The organism is Renibacterium salmoninarum ATCC 33209 (genome assembly GCF_000018885.1).
Classification (GTDB): Bacteria; Actinomycetota; Actinomycetes; order Actinomycetales; family Micrococcaceae; genus Renibacterium; species Renibacterium salmoninarum.
Window position 1 is genome coordinate 731,218 of the sequence record NC_010168.1, and the last position, 20,109, is coordinate 751,326.

Sequence of the window (20,109 nt, forward strand, 5' to 3'; positions counted from 1 at the left end):
GAAAATGCAGCAGACTGTATCTGTGGCCGGAAGCAATCAAGAGAAAAATACGTCAGTTGGGCTGAGCACCGCAGCGTTGAGTTTGGGTACTGTGCTCAATCCGCTTAACTCTTCGATGATCGCCGTCGCTTTGGTGATTTTGCGGAAAGACTTTGGTCTCGACGTCGCAACCGTCACCTGGGTGATCACCGCGTTCTACCTGGCCTCGGCCGCGGGCCAGCCGCTGATGGGTCGGTTAGCGGATCGCTTCGGCCCCAAACGATTGTTCAGCTTTGGCATGATTCTGGTGGCTTTCGCCTGCATTGCCGCGCCGTTTGCAAGCAACTTCTTCCTGCTTTGCGTTGCGCGGGTTTTTATGGCGATTGGCACGGCGGCAGCGTTCCCCAGCTCGGTGGTGATGGTTCGTTCGTTGACTGCCGGTTCAACTATCAGTTCAACCAGGTTATTGTCCCGGATTCAAATGGCGAATACTGCTGGTGCGGCCGTTGGTCCGGTAGTGGGCGGCGTCCTGGTGAGTTCAGTCGGCTGGCAAGCCCTGTTCTATATCAATATCCCCTTGGCTTTGCTCTCGGTTATTGGCGTGCAGCTCTTCGCACCAAAGGACCCGCCCAGGGCCAGACAAAAGTTGAACGAGCTAGTGAAAGCCTCCGACCTACCAGGAATTGCTGCCTTCACCTTGACGCTAGTGCTGTTGCTCATGGGTCTTTTGGATGCGCTGCCGGGCTTAAGCTGGTTGCTCCTAGGTGCGGCACCTATCGCGGCCGCGCTCTTCGCCTGGCGAGAACTTGTGGTGACCAAACCATTCTTGGACCTGCGTCTGTTGGGTAGAAATAGGCCCCTGCTCTTGATCTATCTAGCTTTCGCGGTGTTTAACGGGGTGTATTACATCGCTTTCTTTGGTTTGCCGCAGTTTCTGGAGCAAGCTGGCGGATTCCCGGCAAACGTCGTCGGATTGTTGATGTTACCGCTTGCCGCCGTCTCAGTGATCGTGACCCCTTTTGCCGCACGAGCCATTGATTGGTTCGGTGTTCGAAAGATTTTGATTTGCGGCATGGCCGCGTTGTTAGTTGGCGCCGCGCTGCTCGGCTTACTGACGATGAGCTTCCAGCCTTGGTTGATTGTGCTCTTAGCCGCGGCGCTTGGCATCCCGTATAGCGCGGTCAGTATTGCCACTAGCCAGGGAATGTATGCAACTGCGCCGGGAGACGCCGGGATTGCCTCCGGAATCTTGCAGACCTGCCGATATCTTGGCGCAATCACCTCGACGGTGCTGATCGGTATCTTCTTCGGGCCCGGCGTTGATCGAGGTGCTTGGGGGAGGCTGATCGTCATGATGGTTATTTTGGCCGTGGTTGCCCTAGTGGTCACGCTTTTCTGGCGTCCAGCTGCGAAGCAGCCCGGAAACTAGTCTCGCCGCCGACGACGGTGACTAACACCGTGCTCTGCAGCAACTCCGTGGGACTCACCGTGAGCGGATTGCGATCCAGCACGACGAAGTCTGCATATTGCCCAGCTTTTATAGAACCGAAGCTATCTTCCTCGCCGCAGGAGTATGCTCCGCCGTAGGTGACATAAGCAAGTGCTTGTTCCGCACTGATTGCCATTTCCGGCAAATTCGCAGCCAACTTAGGGTGCCCGGGGGATTTCCGGGTAATCGCAGTGTAGAGATTATCGAACGGCAGATGCGCGGCTGTCGGCGCGTCGGTACTGAGCGCGAGTTTGGCCCCACCCGCCTGGATTTCAGCCAGTGGATAACCTCGGTGGATTCGATCATCGCCGAGCATTTTTCGCCAGTTTTCTTGGATCGCGGGATCCGAATGGGCTGGCTGCATACTGGCCACTACGCCGAGCCGGACCAAGCGTTGGATGTTCTCTGGTGTGACCGTTTCTAGATGTTCTAAACGATGCCGACGCGGCAGCTCGCCATTGCTTTGAATGGCTGACTCCAAGGAATTGAGGGCTATCTCTGAGGCCTCGTCACCAATTGTGTGTAACGCAATACTTAGACCAGCCTTGTCGGCTAGAGTCACTGCGGGCGTGAGATATTCTGCGCTCCAGATGGCATCTGGCCGCGCGCCGTTTGCGAACGGTTCGATCATTGCTGCGGTGCAGGCATCGATCACGCCGTCGACAATGAATTTCACCCCAACGACGGAAAACCAGGGTGAGCCGCTTGTTGCGGCGAGCTCAGCGGCGCGTTGCACCTGCCGAGCGTGAACTGCATGATCCTCGGCTGCCGGAATTAGCCAGTAACCGCGCACGCGCAACGGCAGCGTGCCATTCCCCTGAGCTAACAGGAGCTCAAGCGCACTGAGATCGGTTTCGTCAAGCGACATGTCCATGGCCGCGGTCACTCCGGAGGCGGCATAAGCGGCAAAAGCAACCCTCAGCGATTCAGCATTTGCCTCGGTATCCTTGAACCTTTCCAGGCTGCCTAGACACAATTCCAGAAAGGCACTTTCTAACAGCATCCCGCTGGCGTTGCCCTCAGCATCGCGTTCAATCTTGCCGCCCACAGGATCCTGAGTCGCAGCGTTTATACCAATTTCGGCTAATGCCGCGCTATTCAGCCAGGCTGAATGAAAGTCATTGGCAAACAGGTAAACCGGGATTCGTGGACTCGCCGCGTCGAGCATTGCGGCAGTAGGACGCCCAGATACCGCCGAAAATAGCCAGCTTTTGCCAATGATTCTGGCGCGCGTTGGCTCTGCCTCAGTTAAAGCCTTTACCGCGGACTGGATTGCATCGAGCGTGCGGCATCCGGATAGATCCAAATGCTCAAGCGATTCTCCGAACATCCGCAGATGACTGTGCGAGTCGACGATGCCAGGAATCACCGTATTCCCGGCTAAGTCCACTTCAACCAAATCACCGGCCCCGTGTGTTGTCTGCAATACGTCCGCAACGGAGCCAACGGCGCAGAATCGACCTTCCTGTACTGCGAAGGCTTCTGCTACGGCCCATGCGGAGCCATCCGAGCCGGTCAGAATCTGTCCATTGCGATAGATCGTGGTCATACTACCTCCTTGGCGACAAGGCTTTCAGCGCCTTGTATGATCGGCTGAAACTGTTGCGCGCTGCGACGGGCAGCGATCGAAAACGGAATGATCACAAGTGAACTCGTCAGGCTGATCACGGTGCCGAAAAGCACAAAACCAAACTGCTCGGTGATGAAGGTGCCAGCAAACGGGGCCAGCGCAGAGCCCACGAGATACACCCCGGTCAATGGTGCCGACCATCGGCCACTGCGATCCAGGGCGGCAGCGACCACGCTGACATAGGCGAAAACTAAGGCGTAGATGGTGTTCCAAATAATTACCGTGACCATGAAGCCAGCGCTGTCGCCAAGGTGTGGGATAACAAATTTCAGTGCGCTACCGAGCAGGACCAAAACGATCAGCGGCTCAGTTCGCCCCAACCTATTGCCAATGGCAGTCATAAAAAGCGAGGCAAGGACTCCACCTGCCGTTGAGCCACTCAGCACCAAGCCAATTTGTGCGTCATTGAGTCCGGCTTGGCTTGCTCCCATGGTGCCCAGAACGGCCCAGAGAGAATCCTCGCTCACCCACCCCAAAAAAAGAGCAAAAGAGATCAAAAGCACGACGCCGATCACCCTCGTCGAGTCAGATGGTCTCCAGCGGTTTCGATCCGGGCAACTGGTAACCAACAAGCGGCAAAGATGCCTAGAAAACAGAGTGCGCTGAGGAATCCGAAAGCGGTGAGCATCTGAATGCCAACGAGTGGAATTACTGCGAGGATTGCCGCGGCCAGGATCCGATTAGTGAGCGAACTTAGTCCCGCGGCTCGTTCTAGATCCCGTAAGGCTGCTAGTGCCGCACCGCTGGCGGCTCCGGTGCCGATTCCGCCGACAATGAGCCCGAACCCTACAAGCCAGCTGACCGGATTCAGCGCGACCAGCAGAAAACCCAATCCGCCGATTAGCAAGCCGAGCGCCGCCACCGGTCGTCGCTTTGCGCCTAGGCTCAGCCTTGAGGTCACGATGCAAGAGAATGCCGTGGCGAGCAGTGAAGCAGTCATCAAAATCCCGGCGGCGCTCAGACTGAAACCGGTCGCTTCGAGCGCAATAATCATCACGGGAACCAGATTTGCCGTCAACATCGATAATGTAGCGATGCCGAAGGTTGCAATGCCAAACTTCAGCGTGAGCCGATGCAGGCCGACCGGAGCCGTAGCGTTTTTGCTCATCAAAGTACCTCTCGAAAGGACTGCGAGGTGCATCGGTGCGAGAGACGCAGATCACAAAATGAATGAGTTTCGTTTAATAATTGGCTACCGGAATCGCAAAAGCAAGGGTTTGGGTAAAATAAAGTAGCGACCATGGTCGTGATATGCTCAACTTATGAACGATGCAGCAGCGGTTAGCAGGCGGACTAGGCCAGCCAAGGAACCTTTGACCAGAGCTGGAATAGTGGCAGCTGCCGCTGGAATTCTAGCGTCCGAAGGTCTGGGCAAAGTTACCCTGCGCAGCGTCGCCAAAGTTCTGGATACCGGCCATGCCTCGCTTTACGTCTATATTCGGAATACCGCTGACCTGCATGCGCAATTGCTAGACGGTCAATTGGCCAAAATTGCCTTCCCGGACAGTGCCGATTGGCGCTCGGCTCTCAAGCTGACGCTTAATCGCTACCTTGAGGTGCTCAATGAGTATCCAGAAATTTCCAAAATGGCACTCGTTACTCGGCCTAGCGGGCCCAACTACTTGGCGTTAGTGGACGGGCTCGTCGGCTTACTTCTTGCCGGTGGTGCATCCCGGAAGGCTGCCGCCTGGGGCATCGATTTGCTTCTGCTCTACCCCACGGCGATCGCCGTCGAGCATGCTCCGGGCGCTGACTCTCAGGGACCGGCGGCGCAAGCGGCGCGGATCGAAACGGCTGATCCTGAAGACTATCCAAACATCTCAGCGCTGGCTGGTGAGCTTTTTACCGGTACTGGTATGGGCCGATTCGATTGGGCACTTGACGTGCTGATTGAAGGCATCATCTCAGCGCACTCTGGAGGAAAACTATGACCAATCAGCATCACATTGCGATTATTGGCGCAGGTCTGGGTGGGCTGATGCTCGCCCGAGTCTTGCACGTCAACGGCGTCGAAGCCGTTGTGTACGATCTTGAAACGTCAGTGTCGGCGCGCAATCAAGGCGGCATGCTGGATATGCATGAAGAGTCTGGTCAAGCTGCCTTGCGCGCGGCCGGGCTACTATGAGGATTTCCGTAAATTGGTGCACCCAGGCGGCGAAGCGATGCGCGTCCTGGACCGGTACGCCGTCGTGCAGTTGGCGGAAGATGACAACGGTGAGGGCTGTCGCCCGGAAGTTGATCGTGGTCAACTACGGCAGCTTTTGCTTGGTTCGCTGCCAGCGGGCATGGTTCGTTGGGGCATGAAGCTGCAGGAGGTTCGTCCGTTAGTCGCTGGCGGTCACGAAATAATCTTTGCTGACGGCTCCGTACCTATGGCAGATCTTGTTATTGGCGCAGACGGTGCATGGTCTAAAGTCCGTGCATTGGTTTCTACGGCGGTGCCGAGCTATTCCGGCATGACGGCCGTGGAGGTTGATCTGTTCGAGGCGGATGAACGGCATCCAGTGAGCGCCCGAATTGTCGGTGGCTGCATGCTGTTCGCCTTGGGGGATGAGAAAGGATTCCTGGCGCATCGCGAAAGTGATGAGAGTCTGCATATTTATGCTGCGCTTAGGGTTCCGGAGGACTGGTCAGCTGGTATCGATTTTACCGATATCGAGGTTGCTAAGGCTGCGGTTCTAGGGTTTTATCAGGACTGGCATCCGGATTTGCGGGCGCTCATTACTGACGCGGACGGCGGATTGACTCCGCGGCCTATTTTTGCGCTTCCGGTGGGACATTCTTGGGGGCGAGTGCCGGGCGTGACGCTATTAGGCGATGCCGCGCACGTTATGTCGCCCTTCGCTGGCGAGGGGGCGAATTTGGCGATGCTTGACGGCGCAGAACTTGCTCAAGCTTTGTTAGCGCACCCGGACGACGTCGAGCGCGCCCTGACAGAATACGAAAAGGCCTTGTTCCCGCGAAGTGCTGCGGCTGCCGCGGAATCGGCAGAAAACCTGGAGGTGTGTTTCGAGCCGAATTCGCCACAAGGTTTGCTGGACCAGTTCGCTTCGTTCGAGTAGCGATTAGGACGATTAGAGCGATTCGTGTTTCAAGCCAGCCAAGATTAGGCCCAGGCCAAAACTGAAGGATTTCATCGCCCGATCAGGGTCGCCAAATCCGGCGTCCAGGGCAGATTGGAGCGCGGCGCCAGCTAGATCGCCTGGCGCCCAAACGTCGGCAGGAGCGCCGGCGTCCAGCGCGGAGCCGAGCACAAAATTGTCAATAACGGTAATGATCTCCAGTTGACGTTGACTGGCAAAGCCGGCACTTTGCAAAGCTTCAGCCATCAGGTTGTACATGGCGATTGTGGTCTCGTCGCGCACGGAGTACGCGGTGACCAGCGGCAATAATCGGGGATTGAGCGCGTAAGCGTTGCGATATTCGAGCGCAATCGCGTGCAGGGTTCCGGCCCAATCGGCCGAGGACGAGTTGACCGTACTGAGGTCCATGCGGCTCATGACTCGCCCGCGCATCAGCTCGACGACGTCCGCTTTGGAACCAATGTGGTTGTACAGCGAAGAAGCGCTCACTTTGAGCTTTTTGGCAATTCCTTGAATCGTGAACTCGCCGTCGTGATCAACAGCGTCAAGGGCTGCCTTGGCAATGATCGCCGGGGAAAGCTTCGGGCTGAGAGGCCGCGCCATCTGTACCTCCTGGTGGATTTGCTTAGTTTAGCGAGAATTGCCCAAAGTATTGCGCTTTTCTGCTCGGTCAGATCATAATAAACGAACGATATTCGTTTATTATGATCTGACCTCAAAGGAGCGGCCATGCTTGAATTCACCCGATTGGACCCGTTGCCATCGCTCAGTCCAGTTGCGCACGAGCAGCGCCGAAGATTGCGGGTTGGCGTGGTGCAACACCGTTGGAACCCGGAAGCTCAACTACTCAAGTCAGAGTTAGCCGAGGGGATAGCCCGTGCGGCTGCACATGGAGCCTTGGTAGTGTTCCTCCCGGAGCTCACTTTGTCCCGTTACCCGGCGGACAGCTACCCAAATACTGAAACCCCGGTTGATCAAGCCGAGGATTTACTTACCGGACCAACTTTTACTTTTGCTGCAGAACAGGCGCGCGAACACGGTGTTTCCGTACACGCTTCGCTGTATCAGCGGGTTGATACCGGCGACGGCCTGGGCTTGAACACCGCAATTTTGCTGAATTCGAGCGGCGAGTTGACCGGTGCTACGCACAAGCTGCATATCCCGGTCTCTGCCGGATATTACGAAGACCACTATTTCCGGCCCGGCCCGGCGGCTGGTAATCCCTTTCCACTCTACGAAGTGGCCGGCGTAGCTCAGCTAGGCATGCCTACCTGCTGGGACGAGTGGTTCCCCGAATTAGCCCGAGTTTATTCACTCGCTGGCGCAGATTTGCTGGTTTATCCAACGGCGATTGGATCCGAACCGACGTATCCTGATTTCGATACTCAGCCACTTTGGCAACAGGTCATCGTGGGCAATGGCATTGCGAACGGGTTGTTTATGGCGGTACCGAATCGGTGGGGAGACGAAGGCTCAGTGAATTTCTATGGTTCGTCGTTTATCTCTGATCCTTATGGTCGAGTTGTACTGCAGGCACCCAGAAATGAATCTGCCGTGCTCGTTGCAGAGTTGGACCTTAACCAACGGAAAGATTGGTTGACGCTCTTTCCTTTCCATGAGACTCGGCGTCCAGACACCTACGGTTCGCTCCTAGATCCAGCGCCGAAGCACACGGTTGCCCACGCAACGGCCACTCACGCAACGAGCGTGCAAGCATGAGCTGGCTGATGCCTGCCGAGACTGGCCCGCAAGAACGGATTTGGCTGGCCTTCCCGCCGTCGGGTCCGAATACCGGCGAAACCCCGGCGGAGGAGCACTCAGCACGCAGTGCCTGGGCCGCTGTAGCGCACGCGATTCTGCCATTCCAGCCAGTGAGTATGATCGTTGACCCGGCCGACGTCGAGCTTTCAACGGAGTATCTGGACCCGAGAATCGAGATTCACCCAGCGCCGCTCGATGATGCTTGGATGCGAGATATTGGCCCCAGCTTTGTCAAGAACGACGCCGGTCAGCTGGGTGCCGTGCTGTGGCATTTCAACGGCTGGGGGCAGCAGGGCTGGGCGCAATGGGGCAAAGATTCGTTGATCAATGCCGAAGTTGCCAGGCTTGCCGGGGCTGTTCCAGTGCCGGCACGAATCGTCGATGAAGGCGGTGGCTTCCAGCTGGACGGCGAGGGTACAGTGCTGTTGACCGAAACGGTACAGCTGGATCCGTCGCGTAACCCCGGCGCGAGCAAAGCCGAAATTGAGTCTGAAGTCCATGAGCTTTTAGACACCCGGCATGCAGTATGGCTGCCGCGAAGTTTAGCTCGCGACACGCAAGCGCTAGGCACCAAAGGCCATGTAGATATCGTTGCCTCGATTCCAGCGCCGGGTACGGTTTTGTTGCACGATCAACAGAATCCTGCGCATCCAGATTTTGAGATTTGTGCGCAAATCCGCGCCGTTTTTGACGCCAGCACCGATGCCGCCGGACGGAAATGGAACATTGTCGCAGTGCCGGCGCCGCAGGTTCTCGAAGACGAATTTGGCTTCGTTGACTTCAGCTATATCAACCATTTAGTGATCAACGGTGCGGTTATCGCTTGCACTTTCAACGATCCGAACGATCAATCTGCGCTAGATATTCTGGCCGAGGCGTATCCGGGCAGGCAGATCATCGGCGTTGACGCCCGCGAAATATTTGCCCGTGGCTGCGGCATCCATTGCATTACCCAGCAGCAGCCAGCGCTGAATTAGTCAGCCTATCAGTGCGTTCTGGCCAGTGCTGTTTCGATTATGATGGCCACTAAGCCTTCATAATTAACCCCTGCTGCAGCCCAGATGCGTGGAACTTGTGAGTGCGAAGTAAAGCCTGGCAGCGTATTGATTTCATTCAGCGTGGCCGTGCCGTCATCATCGACAAAGAAGTCCACTCGGGCCAGGCCTCGGCAGCCAAGAGCGGTAAAAACGGCCTTAGCCTGGGCACGGATTGCGGCACTGGCTTCGTCGCCGATTGGCGCCGGGACCAAGAACCGAGTTTCGGTGGAGGAGTACTTGGCCTCGGTGGAGAAAAACTCTTCCTTACTGTCTGCAAGCACTTGCAGGCATGGCCCCACGATGACGCTGCAATCGGGTAGCTCAAGGACTCCGACGTCAACTTCCTTGCCCCGAACCTCGGGTTCGATCAAAACGTCTTGCTCAACCGGTCCGTGTGCGGCTAGTTTTACGGCATCTGCGAGATTGAGCTGTTCGGTGACTTTGCTGATGCCAAAACTGGAACCGCCACGCAAAGGCTTCACGAAAACTGGCAACTCAATTTTTGCCGACTTCAGCAGGTTTTCAGCCTGGTCCGGAGTCTCTGCGAGTTGATCGCGCAACGTGGCGTCAATAGTCAGGCCAGGTGCGGTGCGCACGCCCACGGTATGCGCAACCAATTTAGTGACTTGTTTGTCCAGACCGACGGCACTTGAAAGTACGCCGCTGCCAAAGTAAGACACTCCTACGGTTTCTAGGAAGCCCTGCAGCACGCCGTCTTCGCCGCCGGCCCCGTGCACCATCGGGATGGCCAAATCGCAGCTGCGTAATTTTTCCCAAGCCGCGGTGGTGCCAGGGACGCCGTCCACCGACCATTCGCCGTCGCTATCGATCAAGAAGAAGTGCACGCGGTGACCTAGTGCGGCTGCTGCCGCCCGAGTGCCTTCGGAGCTGGCCAGCGAGACGTCGTGCTCAGAGCTGACACCGCCGCCAATGACCGCAATGGTTTTGGCTGGTAGTTTTCTGGCATTAGCTGCTACTTGCTGCACTATTGCCGCGGTTGCGGCCTCGTCTTCAACCTGCGGACATACCATGTTCGAGTCGATCATTGCGTTGCGGTTCCCCTGCTTCAGGCGATTGAGCTGGTCAATTCTTGTCGTTGAGATAGCGTCGGGCGACGCGCGGACCTAAACCAGTGTAAATCTCATGCTCAATAGTTCCGGCCCACTGCGCCCATTCAAGCGCCGTCGGCTCACCGAGCTCCCCGGTGCCAAATATTAGCACTTGGTCACCCACCTCTAACTGCAGGTCACCGGTATCAACTACAAACTGGTCCATCGCAATGCGGCCCACAATGGGCAGCCGCTGGCCGCGGCAGAACACTGAGGCGCCCTTGATACAGCGCGGAATACCATCGGCATACCCTAGCGGTACCAGGGCAAGATTTGTGGCGCGGTCGGAAACCCAATCTCCGCCGTAGGAGACTGCGGAACCCGCGGGCACCCGACGGAACTGCATAATTCTTGATTCCAGCGTCATGGCAGGTTTCACGCCGACGCCGCGATCATCAATGCCATACAGCCCGGCACCCGCGCGGGATAAGTTGAGTTGTGCTGTGCCTGGGCTAGCTTTGCCGAATCGACCGACCGAGGCGGAGCTGGACAAATGCAAGTACTCCGGCTTGATGCCGAAGCTGGCGGCAACGGCAACTGCTTCGGTAAAGGCCTGGTATTGGATTCCATTTGCCTTTCCCTCAGCTTCGCCGGGGTCAGAAAGATGCGACCAAATCCCGGCAACATGCAGGCTCTTTGCCCAATCGGCGCTGCTGATCTCGGCTAGCAGCTGGGGCCATAACTCCACTGGGCTGCCTGCGCGGTGCAAGCCGGTATCGATTTTTAGGTGGACTTTCGCACTCATGCCTACTGAACTAGCCGCCTCGGCAATCCGGACTGCGTCTAACCGCGAGGAGATCGAAAGGTCAATGTTGGCTTCGATGCCTGGGTGGTAGTCAGTGTCTAGGGTGGCCAGCCAAGCAAAAATCGGTGCCGTGATGCCAGCTTCGCGAAGTTCCATCGCTTCGCTGAGATGGGCGACTCCCAGCCAATCAGCTCCGGCGCGCAGCATTGCATGGCTGATGGGGATCATGCCATGACCAAAAGCGTCGGCTTTCACGATTGCAATCAATTCGCGCTCGGCATCCGGCAGCGATTTCAGGAAACGTACGTTTGATTCAATGATTCCGAGGTCGACGGTTGCTGTGGCCAGGTCATGCTGAACCCGAGCGGTCGAAGGAATCCCGTTCATTCCGGAAACATATCACGACTGAAATACTCGGTATGCGGTACACGCCGGAGTCGCTTTGAGGTTCAGCTATTGTAGTTAGGCAACCAAACTGTTAGGATACCTAAGTATGAACGCAAAAGAGCCAGTAGACGTAGAACTAGCTTCCGCCTTTCGCAGTGCCCTGCGGCAGACAGTGTTCTTAACTCGCAAGCTCGACCTTGACGCGGATCTTACCGCCGCCCAGCTTTCAGTGCTGGATATGGTTGCTGACGGTGGCATGCGAGTTAGTCTCATTGCCGCGAATATGGGAGTTCGGGTGCCCAGTGCCACCGAACAAATCATCCGACTTGAGGCGGCCGGGATGCTGACGCGTGAATCGGATCCCACGGATTCTCGCGCTGTTGTAGTGCGTCTTACCTCAAAAGGTAGTGCAGCAACCGAAGCGTCCAATCGCCGTCGCAATGAATTGATGGCGGCGATTCTCGGTCGCTTAGAAACTCAAGAACAAGAGCTCCTCCGTGCCGCGCTACCAGTCTTTGCCAAGCTCAAGACTTACTTCGACGATTCAAGAAACTAGGCAGTCATTTTGTCCGTAGAACATTCATCACTTCAAGAAGCTGAGGAAACCCTTCACGAGGAAAAAGTCTCTATGCTGAGGCAGCCTGTGGCGGTTTGGGCTACCGCAATCGCCGCGGTCTTCGCCTTTATGGGTATTGGTCTAGTTGACCCGATCCTGCCCGCGATCGCTAAGAACCTGCAAGCAAGCACCTCCGAAGTTTCGCTGCTCTTCACCAGTTATTTCTTAGTCACCGCAATTGCCATGCTGATCACTGGCTGGGTATCGTCCCGGATTGGCGGTAAAAAGACCCTGCTCATTGGCTTGGGGCTCATTGTAATCTTCGCTTCGTTGGCGGGTCTGTCCGGCAGTGTTTCTCAACTTGTTGGGTTCCGCGCTGGTTGGGGGCTGGGCAACGCACTGTTTGTTGCGACCGCCCTTGCGGTGATCGTGGGTGTTGCTAGCGGAGGAACTGCTACCGCGATCATTCTTTATGAAGCTGCCCTAGGCTTAGGCATTTCGCTCGGGCCGTTGCTAGGAGCTTTATTAGGCGGCTGGCAATGGCGTGCACCGTTCTTTGGCACCGCCACAGCGATGGCAATTTCTTTCATAGCCCTGATGGTCCTGCTGCCTAAGATGCCTCGGCCCGCGGTAAAAACTCGGCTCCGCGACCCATTGCTCGCTTTAGGCCATAAAGGGCTTCGGTTTACCGCTGGCAGCGCATTGTTTTACAACTACGGATTCTTCACGATCCTGGCCTTCACGCCATTTATCTTGGGCATGGATGCTTATGGCATCGGGGCGGTGTTCTTTGGCTGGGGCATTTGTTTGGCCATCACTTCAGTCTTCTTGGTACCGGTTTTGCAGCGGCGATTCGGCACGGTAAACGTAGTTATTGCCACGCTTATTGGCCTGGCCATTGTGCTTGCTTTGATGGGTTTGGCGGCGGGGCATTCGGTGCCGCTGGTGGTAGTGATGGTGGTGCTCTCCGGGGCGTTGCTAGGTGTCAATAACACGTTATACACCGAGCTTGCGATGGGAGTTTCCGATGCGCCTAGGCCAGTAGCGAGCGCTGGTTATAACTTTGTTCGCTGGATGGGTGGCGCCTTGGCACCGTTTATCGCTGCGCAACTAGGGGAGCACTTCGGTGAGCAAGTTCCATTCTTTGCCGCCGGCGTCGCGATCGTGATCGGCATTGGCGTTGTGGTGATGGGCCGTAAGCATCTTACGGTTTCGCACTGATGGCCCATCACTGAACTCGTTGAAGGTTAGACGCCGACGTCGCGCTTGCGCAGTGCGAAGGCGGACACAATCAAGAACAGCAACGAGAGCCCGTAGAGGCCCAGGAACGGCCAACCTTCAAATCCGTTAGCCAACGGTTTAGCTGCGTAGGCCCAGCTATAAGGCGACACCGCGTGCAACCAGTCGAGATCCTTCGACTGGTTGCCCAGTGCGTTGAAAATATAGCCGACGACGGCAACAAAAGCTCCGGCCCCGACGCCCCAGATTCGGCGGCCGCTGAGTGCGCCAGCCATGAAGGCCGCTGAACCAGCGAGTAAGGCCAAGCCAGCGCATAGCGCGCTTCCTACGGCCAGATTGCCCAGGTTTAGGTTCAACTGTGCTGAATTATTTAGTGCGGAAATCACCAAAAATACCCAAACGCCCAAAAGCAAAATCTTCGCTAGCATCGCGGCGTACCGTTCAAAGACGATCTGCAAGCGCGTCACGCCGTGCGCCAGCGTCAGCTCCAGTTGACCGGCTTCTTCGTCGCCACCAATCGCAGCTGCTCCCCAACTAATCGCTGCGATGCACGAGAGTAAAAAGCCAATCAGGCCAAAGACCGTGGCTTGCACCCAGCCCGTGCCGGAGGATATGTCGTCGTAACCGATTGTTTTTGTCAGCTGCGCCGGGAGCGAGTTCAGCAATTGCTGCATCTGCGAATTTGTGCCCGCCATCGAAGGGTAGAGCGGCAAGTACAAGAACATTGCCGCACTGAGGCCAACGATCCAGCCGATAAGCGAGCGCCAAGTGTCCCGGAACGCTTTACCAAAAAGCGGCAACGGTGCGCGGCGAACTGAAGCGGTAGTGCTCATTTTGCACTCTCCTTTTCTGCTGAATTCTTCGCCGGATCTGAGGTGTACAGCTTCAAAACGGATTCCTCCAGGTCAGGCTCTTCGAGTACCAGGTCGGTCAAGGCCAGCGTCGAGAGTGCCTGGATCAGGGGCGGGATTTCGCCTTCGAGCGTGGCATTTGCTTCGACTGAATCTGGGGTTGAGTCGAAAGGTTTCACGCTGAGATTATTGACGCCGTCGAGCCCAGCGAGCCGGGCCTAAAGTTCGGTGATGGATATCCCGCTGGCGACCAATCTCAGATGTCTGATGGCTGAGGCGCGAAGTTGCTCAACGCCGGCAATCGTGACGATCTTGCCGTCCCGCAAAATTGCAACGTTGTCTGCAGCTTGCTGAATCTCGCTAATGACGTGGCTGGAGAGGAAGACACTTTGTCCGGCCTCGCGAGCTTCACATACTAGGTCCAGAAAGACTTGCTGCATGAGTGGATCCAGGCCAGAGGTCGGCTCATCCAAAACCAGCAGATCCGGTTGGTGCATGAAGGCCTGAACAATGCCAAGTTTTTGCTTATTGCCCTTGGAGAGCTTGCGCACGGGTCGATTGAGATCAACGCCAAGGCGTTCAGCAAGTTCCTCAATTTTTCCCTTGCGCACGGTTCCGGAGATATCCGCGTAATGCTGGAGTAGTTTTCGGCCCGTACTGCGTCCGTCCAGAATGAGTTCGCCGGGCAAGAAGCCGATCCGTCGTCGGAGTGCGGGGCCGGCTTCGCGAGGGTCTTCGCCTAGTACCACGGCGTGTCCTGAGCTGGGCCGAATGATGTCCAGCAAAGTGCGCATTGTGGTGGTCTTGCCAGCTCCATTTGGCCCGATGACGCCGAAGACGCTTCCCCGGGGCATGCTGAAGCTGACTCCTTTGAGAGCCAAATTATTGCCGTATTTCTTCGTCAGTTCGTGGGCTTCGATCGCATGATCTTGGCTCATTGCAGCCGGAGTATCGGTAGTGACAGTTGCGGTGTGGCTCATGATGCAGAGTCCTTTCGCGTGCTGGGCTGATCCCCAAGAGCTTGATCGACTGCCTGGAGGAAGACGTCGTTGGTGTAAAGGCCGTAGGTGTAGAGCTCCAGCATCGGCCGGGACATTCGTTTCATCATGTCTGGGGAAAATTCGTCGAAACCAAGGGCTCGGCCAAGGTAGGCGGGCATAGTCAGCATCGACATACTGGTCATGACGAGCATTGCGGCGGTTACCCGAACATCAGAGATTTCCCTCATGGTGCCGTCGGCCATGCCGGCTTTGAGAATTGCTTCGGTTTCATCGGTCATGATGTCCATGAACTTGCGGCCCGCAGGGGAGTCTTCCGCAATTGCTTTGCCAAGGTATCCGACGCTGTCGTTGTATTCGGCTGGATCTGCGAGGTACTCCCGGATGAGCCCTTGCAGGCCCGCCGGGTTGGTCTTGGCATTGGCGCGGGCCAGGAGCGCGGACAAAACGTAGTCATCGCAGATGGCTCGGAGTTTGTCCTTACTGCCGAAATGGTGAATGACCAGTCCTGGGCTGACTCCGGCCGCGCTAGCGATGCCGCGCACGCTAGTTTTCCGGAATCCGCCTTGCACGAAGAGGTGAATGGCCGCATCGCGAATTTTCGCCGGCGTATTGAGGTCCTCGCCCGGCGGTCGGGGTGTATATGTTGAACGCATGTTTAATATGCTAAACGCGTGTTCAGCTACGCGCAATACCCCTTTACGAATCCTTGATGCGGGATCATTTGACGCAACATGGATTTCTCTGTCACCCTGGATATGCAGCACCTCGTTAGGCGAGGCTCCTGCGCGAACACAGGCCACTGATCTGACGACATCGAGAGATGCCCAAGATCAGGACAGGCCGCCTCGGCTTAAGGGGCGGTCCCAAGTGGCTTCCGGTGCCAGTAAATATTGCCAGCCCAGATACGTCGCGCAGCGCCGAAGCTCTACGTGGGGGTGACTCTCAATTTTTCATGGACGCATCAGGTGTGCGCCCAAGTCTCCCGCGCTGTCGTGCATAAACGATCGATACGGAGGTGGACGCCATGGAATTCTTCGACGTGGTTCTGCGGATTTTGGCTGGCTTGGGCTTTGGCGCGTTGGTGGGCTTCGAACGGCAATGGCGAGCACGTCTGGCCGGCCTTCGTACCAATGCGTTAGTCAGCTTAGGCGCCGCGCTTTTCGTGATTTTTGGCGGCTACACCTTTACCGGTCCTGGCGCCGATCCCACCAGGGTGGCTGCGCAAATCGTCTCCGGAATTGGCTTCCTCGGCGCAGGCGTCATTATGAAACAAGGCGCAAATGTCACCGGCCTCAATACGGCAGCGACGCTCTGGGCCACTGCCGCCGTCGGCGCTTTGGCTGGTGCGGGCGAGTACGCAATTGCGGCAGCGGGCACGGTGGCGATCATGATCGCCAATATGTTGCTGCGCCCGCTCGGTCGGTTTATGGACAAAGGTCCAGAGGGTGGCCGCGAGCCCCAATCGGTTGACTATCTCTTTGAAGTTCGATGCGCTGAGGATGCTGAAGCGCACCTGCGCACCCTGATTGTGCACGCGGTAACCCTGCCGGAATTCAGGCTACGTTCGGTGCAATCGTCGGATACCGCAACTCCCGGCGAAGTTCGGATCGCTGCGGAACTCACCGCGCACGAGCGTGATGACCGGCAGTTGGAAGCGGCAGTGAGTCGGCTCAGCTTGGAGCCAAGGGTCACATCGGTGCGCTGGACCATCGCCGAGCCCGCCGTACTGGACTAATCTGAAGCCTCCCGTGCTGGCATCCCGCCCTCAGCCTTGCGCCGAGTGTCGAGTTGTGGCTGGTTTCGAGTCCCGAAACCAGCCACAACTCGACACTCGGCGCAAGGCTGAGGGAGAGGGGTGGCGGTGTTTTGGGGAATATCGAATCGCCGCCAACTGTTCAGCTGGGCATAGGAAAGGATACGTTGTAACCATGGCGACTATTGATATCACCGGTGAAACTTTCGGCTCTACGGTAGAAGGCAACGACATCGTGCTCGTGGACTTCTGGGCAGATTGGTGCCAGCCGTGTAAACGCTTCGCGCCCACCTACGATGCTGCTTCGCAAAAGCACGACGACGTCGTGTTCGGCAAGGTGGATACCGAGGCTGAGCAGCAGCTAGCTGCCGAGGCAAATATCACCTCGATCCCGAGGCTGATGGCGTTCCGCGAAAAAGTTCTGGTATTTGCGCAGCCAGGTGCCTTGAACCCAACGCAGCTTGAAGAAGTTATCACCGCGGTCAAAGCTCTGGACATGAAAGAGGTCCACGAGCATGTTGCGGCTCAGGCCGCTGAGGCTCAAGAAAGCTAACCAGGAAAGCTAAAAAACCTAGAGGCGTTCGAGCTTCACAGGCGCGGCTAGCAAGGCAGAGAGCGATTCGTTCAAGTCTTGCACGGCCGCGCCCTTTCCATGCGCCGATAGCGCTTCTTCCGAGGCCCATTGCTCGGTCAGCACAATGCGTTCAGGCGTGTCTTCGGTGACCTCATATTGGATGCAGCCTGGTTCAAGGAGAACCTGTTCAATGGCAATATCCAGCGCTAATCGGACGCGGAATTGCTCGCCATCGTTAGGGACGAAAGTTGCTTGGAGATTCACCATGTCGCTCATGAACTTAGCCTAGCTGTTGTGGCGGATTGTTCAGCACTCCGAGCCCGGTAAGGTCCGGCATTTGGAAATGTGCGCCGTCAAAACCGGCAGGCAGGGCAGCTTTCACCATGGCGGCTGTGATGGGGCCGTAGATATGTGGGTAGAGCTCTCCAGCGCCGCCGTCTTCCCATTTCACTTCGGTGCCGGCTGCATCAACCGCGGTTAGATCTACCACCAGCACGACGAGCTCTGCCGGATCGCCGGTGTAAAGAAATTCCGCCACGACCGGCAACTGAGCTGCGGTAGAGCCATGGATAAATCCAGTTTCATTCAGTGTCGCGCCACGGGTGGAGATTTGATAGCCCAGCGGGTTGGTCAGAGCGGCGGTCCAGTCGTGTAGCCGGGCAAGATGCAATATCGACGTCATGACGAAAGCCTAGCTCTAGGGCTAGAAAAGCCTCGACCCATGCCGGGAAGGGTCAGATATTTCGATAGTCGCGAACCGACATTCGTGGACCATGGCGCTCTTTGATGATTCCGGACAGATACAACATCCGAACCACTCGTTGACGGTGCCCGCGCCAGGGCTCCAGCAGCTCCATCATGGCGCTGTCATCAACCGGATTGCCGGTCAGCGCAATACCAACAAACCCGGCCAGATGGTAGTCGCCCACCGAGACCGAATCTGGATCACCGTGACTTGACTGGGTAACCTCTGCTGCGGTCCACGGACCAATTCCGGAGATGCTCATCAGACCCTTTGCGGCATCGATCGCGTTGAGCTCGCCAAGTCGTGCCAAACCGGGGGCGCGCTTCAAGGCGCGCATTATGGTGTCCGATCGTTGCGGCCCTACACCAGCCCGATGCCATTCCCAGGAAGGGATTAAAGCCCATTCCTCCGGGCGCGGGGCCAACCGCAACTGGGCCGGAAAACCTGTACTGTCCGCTCCCGGTGGGATGGAACCATATTTGAAAATCAGCCTTCGGTAGCCGCTGAATGCCTCTTTACCAGTAACTTTTTGTTCCAAAATCGCTGGAATCAAAGTATCCATGATGCGGCGGCTGCGCGGCAGGCGCAGGCCCGGATGCCGCCGTCGGGCAAGTTGGACGTGTTCCGGTAGCAATGCCTGGAACGAGGCGGAGTCGAACTCTGACCAATCATCATCAGCGCCAGCCATCGAGGGTGCCAAGGCCAATGCGGCATCAGCGCCAGGGCCAAAAGCTGTGACCTGCACCCCAGCGTGTTCTGCTGCATCCGCAAAGTCGTAGGCCCATCTGCGGTGTGGAATGCGAACCACCAGGCGCCGTGATGGAATACCGCGCAGGGATCGGAAGGACCTCTGCTAATAGCCCCAACGGTGGAATTGAGGTCGTAACTGCCCTGTGGATTCCAGAGCATTTCCCGAATCGTCATCGCGGCGCGCCTGCGCTAGCCCACAACACCTAAACGGCCAAAGGCAACATCACCAGAGCCATCAGCAAACCAAGGATCGCGAAGCGAGGCCAGGAGATTCGAACGCCAATGCTTTTGAGTCGTTCATGCCATAGCAGCGTCGCCAATGACGCCCAGGGGGTGATGAGCGGACCAAGATTGACGCCAATCAGCACCGCAGCTAGTCGCAATGGCGAGCCGGCGACAGGTTCCAAGGCCAAATATGCTGGCAAATTATTTACTATGTTTGCCGAAGTGGCGGCCAATCCGGCGAGTTGCAACAAGGCTAAAAAGCCGTTGCCTTCGCCGGCCGAATGGGAGAGTAGCGCAGGTAAACCACGCGCGTGCAGCGTAGCGACGATCAGAAATAGGCCAATCGTCAAAACAACCGGTCGCCAAGGCAACATTTGCCAAGACAGCGCCGCGCGACGACGAAAGAGGAACACCAACAAGAGCACGACGGCGGCCACTAATGCGGGGTACTCAACAGGAATGCCGCTGATCAGGGCTGGGAGCAACAACAGCAGGACGACGGCGCATACGATCAAAAGCGGTCGATCCGCCGGTTTGCTGACGGGGTCCGGCCGGTAGCTTCCCGTGAAGTCCTTCCGAAACAGAAGCCAAAGTGCCGCGACCGGAATCGCGATGCCGATAAGGGCCGGCGCCCACAGCAGATTAGCGAACTGCCACGGTGTCATGGCTAGCTGATGTTGCGCCAGTAGATTCGTGAGATTGGAAACCGGCAACAGTAATGAGGCGGTGTTAGCCAGCCATACCGTGGTCAAGGCGAAGGGCAACGGGCGAATCCCAGCGTGCATAGCCAGAAGAACCACGACCGGAGTGATGAGCACCGCAGTAGTGTCCAGGGATAAAAAGATCGTGCTCACGGTAGATAAGGCAACGACGAAGAGCCAGAGCACGATGATGCGGCCACGCCCAGAGCGGCCAGCTGTTTTGGCTGCCAACCAGCCGGTCAATGTCCGGAACACCCCGGCGTCGTTGGCCATTTCGGTCACTAACGTCATGGCGATCACGAACAGCAAAATGGGTACGGTGCGCTGCGCCAGCAGCAAAGCATCTGCAGTTGGCAGTAATCCGGTGAGGAGGCAAACAAGGCCAAGTAGCAGCACCACCCCCGTACCGCCCACGATCGCAATCCAACCTTCACCAGCGACATCTTGCCATGGAGCGCAGACAGCTAGAGAACTAGCGCGGGCTTCACAGCTTG

Annotated in this window: 24 protein-coding genes and 1 riboswitch; of the genes, 10 read left to right on the forward strand and 14 right to left on the reverse strand. The window is 57.0% G+C overall.

The genetic code is table 11. The annotated features are described in order from the left end of the window. Positions 1–4: 4 nt before the first annotated feature. Positions 5–1,408, forward strand: coding sequence for an MFS transporter (locus tag RSAL33209_RS03710; RefSeq protein ID WP_049758808.1), 1,404 nt, complete (start codon positions 5–7; stop codon positions 1,406–1,408). On the opposite strand, the gene RSAL33209_RS03715 is transcribed toward RSAL33209_RS03710, so the two are convergent. Genes RSAL33209_RS03715 through RSAL33209_RS15910 form a run of 3 tightly spaced genes read right to left on the reverse strand, consistent with a single transcriptional unit; the run spans position 1,365 to position 4,206 of the window. Then, the gene (locus tag RSAL33209_RS03715) at positions 1,365–3,017 is read right to left on the reverse strand and encodes an amidohydrolase (RefSeq protein WP_012244302.1); all 1,653 of its coding nucleotides are present in this window, start codon (positions 3,015–3,017) and stop codon (positions 1,365–1,367) included. The genes RSAL33209_RS03710 and RSAL33209_RS03715 overlap by 44 nt on opposite strands. After that, the gene (locus RSAL33209_RS15905; RefSeq protein ID WP_145962035.1) at positions 3,014–3,565 is read right to left on the reverse strand and encodes an MFS transporter; all 552 of its coding nucleotides are present in this window, start codon (positions 3,563–3,565) and stop codon (positions 3,014–3,016) included. The genes RSAL33209_RS03715 and RSAL33209_RS15905 overlap by 4 nt, the downstream gene beginning before the upstream one ends. 44 nt (positions 3,566–3,609) lie before the next feature. After that, complete coding sequence (locus tag RSAL33209_RS15910) at positions 3,610–4,206, reverse strand: hypothetical protein (protein ID WP_049758811.1); 597 nt, start codon at positions 4,204–4,206, stop codon at positions 3,610–3,612. A gap of 154 nt (positions 4,207–4,360) precedes the next feature. Between RSAL33209_RS15910 and RSAL33209_RS03725 the strand changes: the two genes are divergently transcribed. The 3 genes from RSAL33209_RS03725 to RSAL33209_RS03730 are packed head-to-tail and all read left to right on the forward strand — an operon-like array spanning position 4,361 to position 6,160. Further along, positions 4,361–5,029, forward strand: coding sequence for a TetR/AcrR family transcriptional regulator C-terminal domain-containing protein (locus RSAL33209_RS03725; RefSeq protein WP_012244305.1), 669 nt, complete (start codon positions 4,361–4,363; stop codon positions 5,027–5,029). Further along, positions 5,026–5,223, forward strand: coding sequence for an FAD-dependent monooxygenase (locus RSAL33209_RS18010; protein ID WP_012244306.1), 198 nt, complete (start codon positions 5,026–5,028; stop codon positions 5,221–5,223). Before RSAL33209_RS03725 ends, RSAL33209_RS18010 begins: the two co-directional genes overlap by 4 nt. Before the next feature lie 16 nt (positions 5,224–5,239). Continuing rightward, entirely contained in the window at positions 5,240–6,160 is a 921-nt protein-coding gene (locus RSAL33209_RS03730) for an FAD-dependent oxidoreductase (RefSeq protein ID WP_233494308.1), read from the forward strand. Positions 6,161–6,172: 12 nt separating this feature from the next. Here the strand turns inward: RSAL33209_RS03730 and RSAL33209_RS03735 are convergent, their stop codons facing one another. Then, on the reverse strand, positions 6,173–6,784 hold the full coding sequence (locus RSAL33209_RS03735; RefSeq protein ID WP_012244308.1) for a TetR/AcrR family transcriptional regulator: 612 nt from the start codon (positions 6,782–6,784) through the stop codon (positions 6,173–6,175). Between the two features lie 126 nt (positions 6,785–6,910). On the opposite strand from RSAL33209_RS03735, the gene RSAL33209_RS03740 reads away from it, so the two are divergent. Together RSAL33209_RS03740 and RSAL33209_RS03745 are read left to right on the forward strand one after the other, a co-directional pair. Continuing rightward, on the forward strand, positions 6,911–7,900 hold the full coding sequence (locus RSAL33209_RS03740; RefSeq protein WP_012244309.1) for a nitrilase-related carbon-nitrogen hydrolase: 990 nt from the start codon (positions 6,911–6,913) through the stop codon (positions 7,898–7,900). Beyond that, positions 7,897–8,919, forward strand: coding sequence for an agmatine deiminase family protein (locus RSAL33209_RS03745; protein WP_012244310.1), 1,023 nt, complete (start codon positions 7,897–7,899; stop codon positions 8,917–8,919). The genes RSAL33209_RS03740 and RSAL33209_RS03745 overlap by 4 nt, the downstream gene beginning before the upstream one ends. Before the next feature lie 8 nt (positions 8,920–8,927). Here RSAL33209_RS03745 and RSAL33209_RS03750 read toward each other — a convergent pair whose 3' ends face one another. Both RSAL33209_RS03750 and alr read right to left on the reverse strand, forming a co-directional pair. Further along, positions 8,928–10,025, reverse strand: a complete 1,098-nt coding sequence (locus tag RSAL33209_RS03750) for a D-alanine--D-alanine ligase family protein (RefSeq protein WP_012244311.1) — start codon at positions 10,023–10,025, stop codon at positions 8,928–8,930. Between the two features lie 37 nt (positions 10,026–10,062). Continuing rightward, a complete protein-coding gene (gene alr, locus RSAL33209_RS03755; protein ID WP_012244312.1) occupies positions 10,063–11,220 on the reverse strand; it encodes an alanine racemase in 1,158 nt (385 codons plus the stop codon). Between the two features lie 106 nt (positions 11,221–11,326). Between alr and RSAL33209_RS03760 the strand changes: the two genes are divergently transcribed. Then, a complete protein-coding gene (locus tag RSAL33209_RS03760) occupies positions 11,327–11,776 on the forward strand; it encodes a MarR family winged helix-turn-helix transcriptional regulator (protein ID WP_012244313.1) in 450 nt (149 codons plus the stop codon). 72 nt (positions 11,777–11,848) lie between these two features. Beyond that, a complete protein-coding gene (locus tag RSAL33209_RS03765) occupies positions 11,849–12,997 on the forward strand; it encodes an MFS transporter (protein ID WP_080503860.1) in 1,149 nt (382 codons plus the stop codon). A 26-nt stretch (positions 12,998–13,023) separates the two neighbouring features. Here the strand turns inward: RSAL33209_RS03765 and RSAL33209_RS03770 are convergent, their stop codons facing one another. From RSAL33209_RS03770 to RSAL33209_RS03785, 4 genes are read right to left on the reverse strand one after another with little or no spacing between them, the layout of a single operon-like run. After that, positions 13,024–13,848, reverse strand: a complete 825-nt coding sequence (locus RSAL33209_RS03770) for an ABC transporter permease subunit (protein WP_012244315.1) — start codon at positions 13,846–13,848, stop codon at positions 13,024–13,026. Beyond that, positions 13,845–14,045, reverse strand: coding sequence for a hypothetical protein (locus RSAL33209_RS19520; RefSeq protein WP_012244316.1), 201 nt, complete (start codon positions 14,043–14,045; stop codon positions 13,845–13,847). The genes RSAL33209_RS03770 and RSAL33209_RS19520 overlap by 4 nt, the downstream gene beginning before the upstream one ends. 39 nt (positions 14,046–14,084) lie before the next feature. Then, positions 14,085–14,846 (reverse strand): ABC transporter ATP-binding protein, encoded by a 762-nt coding sequence (locus tag RSAL33209_RS03780; protein WP_012244317.1) that lies wholly within the window; start codon positions 14,844–14,846, stop codon positions 14,085–14,087. Further along, positions 14,843–15,520, reverse strand: a complete 678-nt coding sequence (locus RSAL33209_RS03785; RefSeq protein ID WP_114597567.1) for a TetR/AcrR family transcriptional regulator — start codon at positions 15,518–15,520, stop codon at positions 14,843–14,845. The genes RSAL33209_RS03780 and RSAL33209_RS03785 overlap by 4 nt, the downstream gene beginning before the upstream one ends. Before the next feature lie 104 nt (positions 15,521–15,624). Beyond that, positions 15,625–15,809: riboswitch (M-box (ykoK) riboswitch) on the forward strand. Between the two features lie 82 nt (positions 15,810–15,891). Here RSAL33209_RS03785 and RSAL33209_RS03790 point away from each other — a divergent pair. Beyond that, complete coding sequence (locus RSAL33209_RS03790; protein ID WP_041684400.1) at positions 15,892–16,602, forward strand: MgtC/SapB family protein; 711 nt, start codon at positions 15,892–15,894, stop codon at positions 16,600–16,602. A 193-nt stretch (positions 16,603–16,795) separates the two neighbouring features. Then, positions 16,796–17,173, forward strand: a complete 378-nt coding sequence (locus tag RSAL33209_RS03795; protein ID WP_041684402.1) for a thioredoxin family protein — start codon at positions 16,796–16,798, stop codon at positions 17,171–17,173. A gap of 18 nt (positions 17,174–17,191) precedes the next feature. Here the strand turns inward: RSAL33209_RS03795 and RSAL33209_RS03800 are convergent, their stop codons facing one another. From RSAL33209_RS03800 to RSAL33209_RS03815, 4 genes are all read right to left on the reverse strand, one after another. Continuing rightward, positions 17,192–17,470 carry a putative quinol monooxygenase gene (locus RSAL33209_RS03800; RefSeq protein ID WP_012244321.1) on the reverse strand — a complete coding sequence of 93 codons (279 nt, stop codon included), beginning with the start codon at positions 17,468–17,470 and terminating at the stop codon, positions 17,192–17,194. Positions 17,471–17,474: 4 nt separating this feature from the next. Then, complete coding sequence (locus RSAL33209_RS03805) at positions 17,475–17,876, reverse strand: DUF952 domain-containing protein (protein ID WP_012244322.1); 402 nt, start codon at positions 17,874–17,876, stop codon at positions 17,475–17,477. 52 nt (positions 17,877–17,928) lie between these two features. After that, on the reverse strand, positions 17,929–18,684 hold the full coding sequence (locus tag RSAL33209_RS03810) for a DNA-3-methyladenine glycosylase family protein (protein ID WP_233494267.1): 756 nt from the start codon (positions 18,682–18,684) through the stop codon (positions 17,929–17,931). A 208-nt stretch (positions 18,685–18,892) separates the two neighbouring features. After that, positions 18,893–20,029 (reverse strand): SLC13 family permease, encoded by a 1,137-nt coding sequence (locus tag RSAL33209_RS03815; protein ID WP_012244324.1) that lies wholly within the window; start codon positions 20,027–20,029, stop codon positions 18,893–18,895. Positions 20,030–20,109: the final 80 nt, after the last annotated feature.

What these genes read in the sequence shown, in the direction of transcription:
- RSAL33209_RS03770 (WP_012244315.1), bottom strand. Translation starts at nt 13,848, where the DNA reads ATGAGCACTACCGCTTCAGTTCGCCGCGCACCGTTGCCGCTTTTTGGT.
- RSAL33209_RS03790 (WP_041684400.1), top strand. Translation starts at nt 15,892, where the DNA reads ATGGAATTCTTCGACGTGGTTCTGCGGATTTTGGCTGGCTTGGGCTTT.
- alr (WP_012244312.1), bottom strand. Translation starts at nt 11,220, where the DNA reads ATGAACGGGATTCCTTCGACCGCTCGGGTTCAGCATGACCTGGCCACA.
- RSAL33209_RS03735 (WP_012244308.1), bottom strand. Translation starts at nt 6,784, where the DNA reads ATGGCGCGGCCTCTCAGCCCGAAGCTTTCCCCGGCGATCATTGCCAAG.
- RSAL33209_RS18010 (WP_012244306.1), top strand. Translation starts at nt 5,026, where the DNA reads ATGACCAATCAGCATCACATTGCGATTATTGGCGCAGGTCTGGGTGGG.
- RSAL33209_RS03800 (WP_012244321.1), bottom strand. Translation starts at nt 17,470, where the DNA reads ATGAGCGACATGGTGAATCTCCAAGCAACTTTCGTCCCTAACGATGGC.
- RSAL33209_RS03750 (WP_012244311.1), bottom strand. Translation starts at nt 10,025, where the DNA reads ATGATCGACTCGAACATGGTATGTCCGCAGGTTGAAGACGAGGCCGCA.
- RSAL33209_RS03760 (WP_012244313.1), top strand. Translation starts at nt 11,327, where the DNA reads ATGAACGCAAAAGAGCCAGTAGACGTAGAACTAGCTTCCGCCTTTCGC.
- RSAL33209_RS03725 (WP_012244305.1), top strand. Translation starts at nt 4,361, where the DNA reads ATGAACGATGCAGCAGCGGTTAGCAGGCGGACTAGGCCAGCCAAGGAA.
- RSAL33209_RS03785 (WP_114597567.1), bottom strand. Translation starts at nt 15,520, where the DNA reads ATGCGTTCAACATATACACCCCGACCGCCGGGCGAGGACCTCAATACG.
- RSAL33209_RS03795 (WP_041684402.1), top strand. Translation starts at nt 16,796, where the DNA reads ATGGCGACTATTGATATCACCGGTGAAACTTTCGGCTCTACGGTAGAA.
- RSAL33209_RS03745 (WP_012244310.1), top strand. Translation starts at nt 7,897, where the DNA reads ATGAGCTGGCTGATGCCTGCCGAGACTGGCCCGCAAGAACGGATTTGG.
- RSAL33209_RS03765 (WP_080503860.1), top strand. Translation starts at nt 11,849, where the DNA reads ATGCTGAGGCAGCCTGTGGCGGTTTGGGCTACCGCAATCGCCGCGGTC.
- RSAL33209_RS03715 (WP_012244302.1), bottom strand. Translation starts at nt 3,017, where the DNA reads ATGACCACGATCTATCGCAATGGACAGATTCTGACCGGCTCGGATGGC.
- RSAL33209_RS03740 (WP_012244309.1), top strand. Translation starts at nt 6,911, where the DNA reads ATGCTTGAATTCACCCGATTGGACCCGTTGCCATCGCTCAGTCCAGTT.
- RSAL33209_RS15910 (WP_049758811.1), bottom strand. Translation starts at nt 4,206, where the DNA reads ATGAGCAAAAACGCTACGGCTCCGGTCGGCCTGCATCGGCTCACGCTG.
- RSAL33209_RS03780 (WP_012244317.1), bottom strand. Translation starts at nt 14,846, where the DNA reads ATGAGCCACACCGCAACTGTCACTACCGATACTCCGGCTGCAATGAGC.
- RSAL33209_RS03710 (WP_049758808.1), top strand. Translation starts at nt 5, where the DNA reads ATGCAGCAGACTGTATCTGTGGCCGGAAGCAATCAAGAGAAAAATACG.
- RSAL33209_RS03805 (WP_012244322.1), bottom strand. Translation starts at nt 17,876, where the DNA reads ATGACGTCGATATTGCATCTTGCCCGGCTACACGACTGGACCGCCGCT.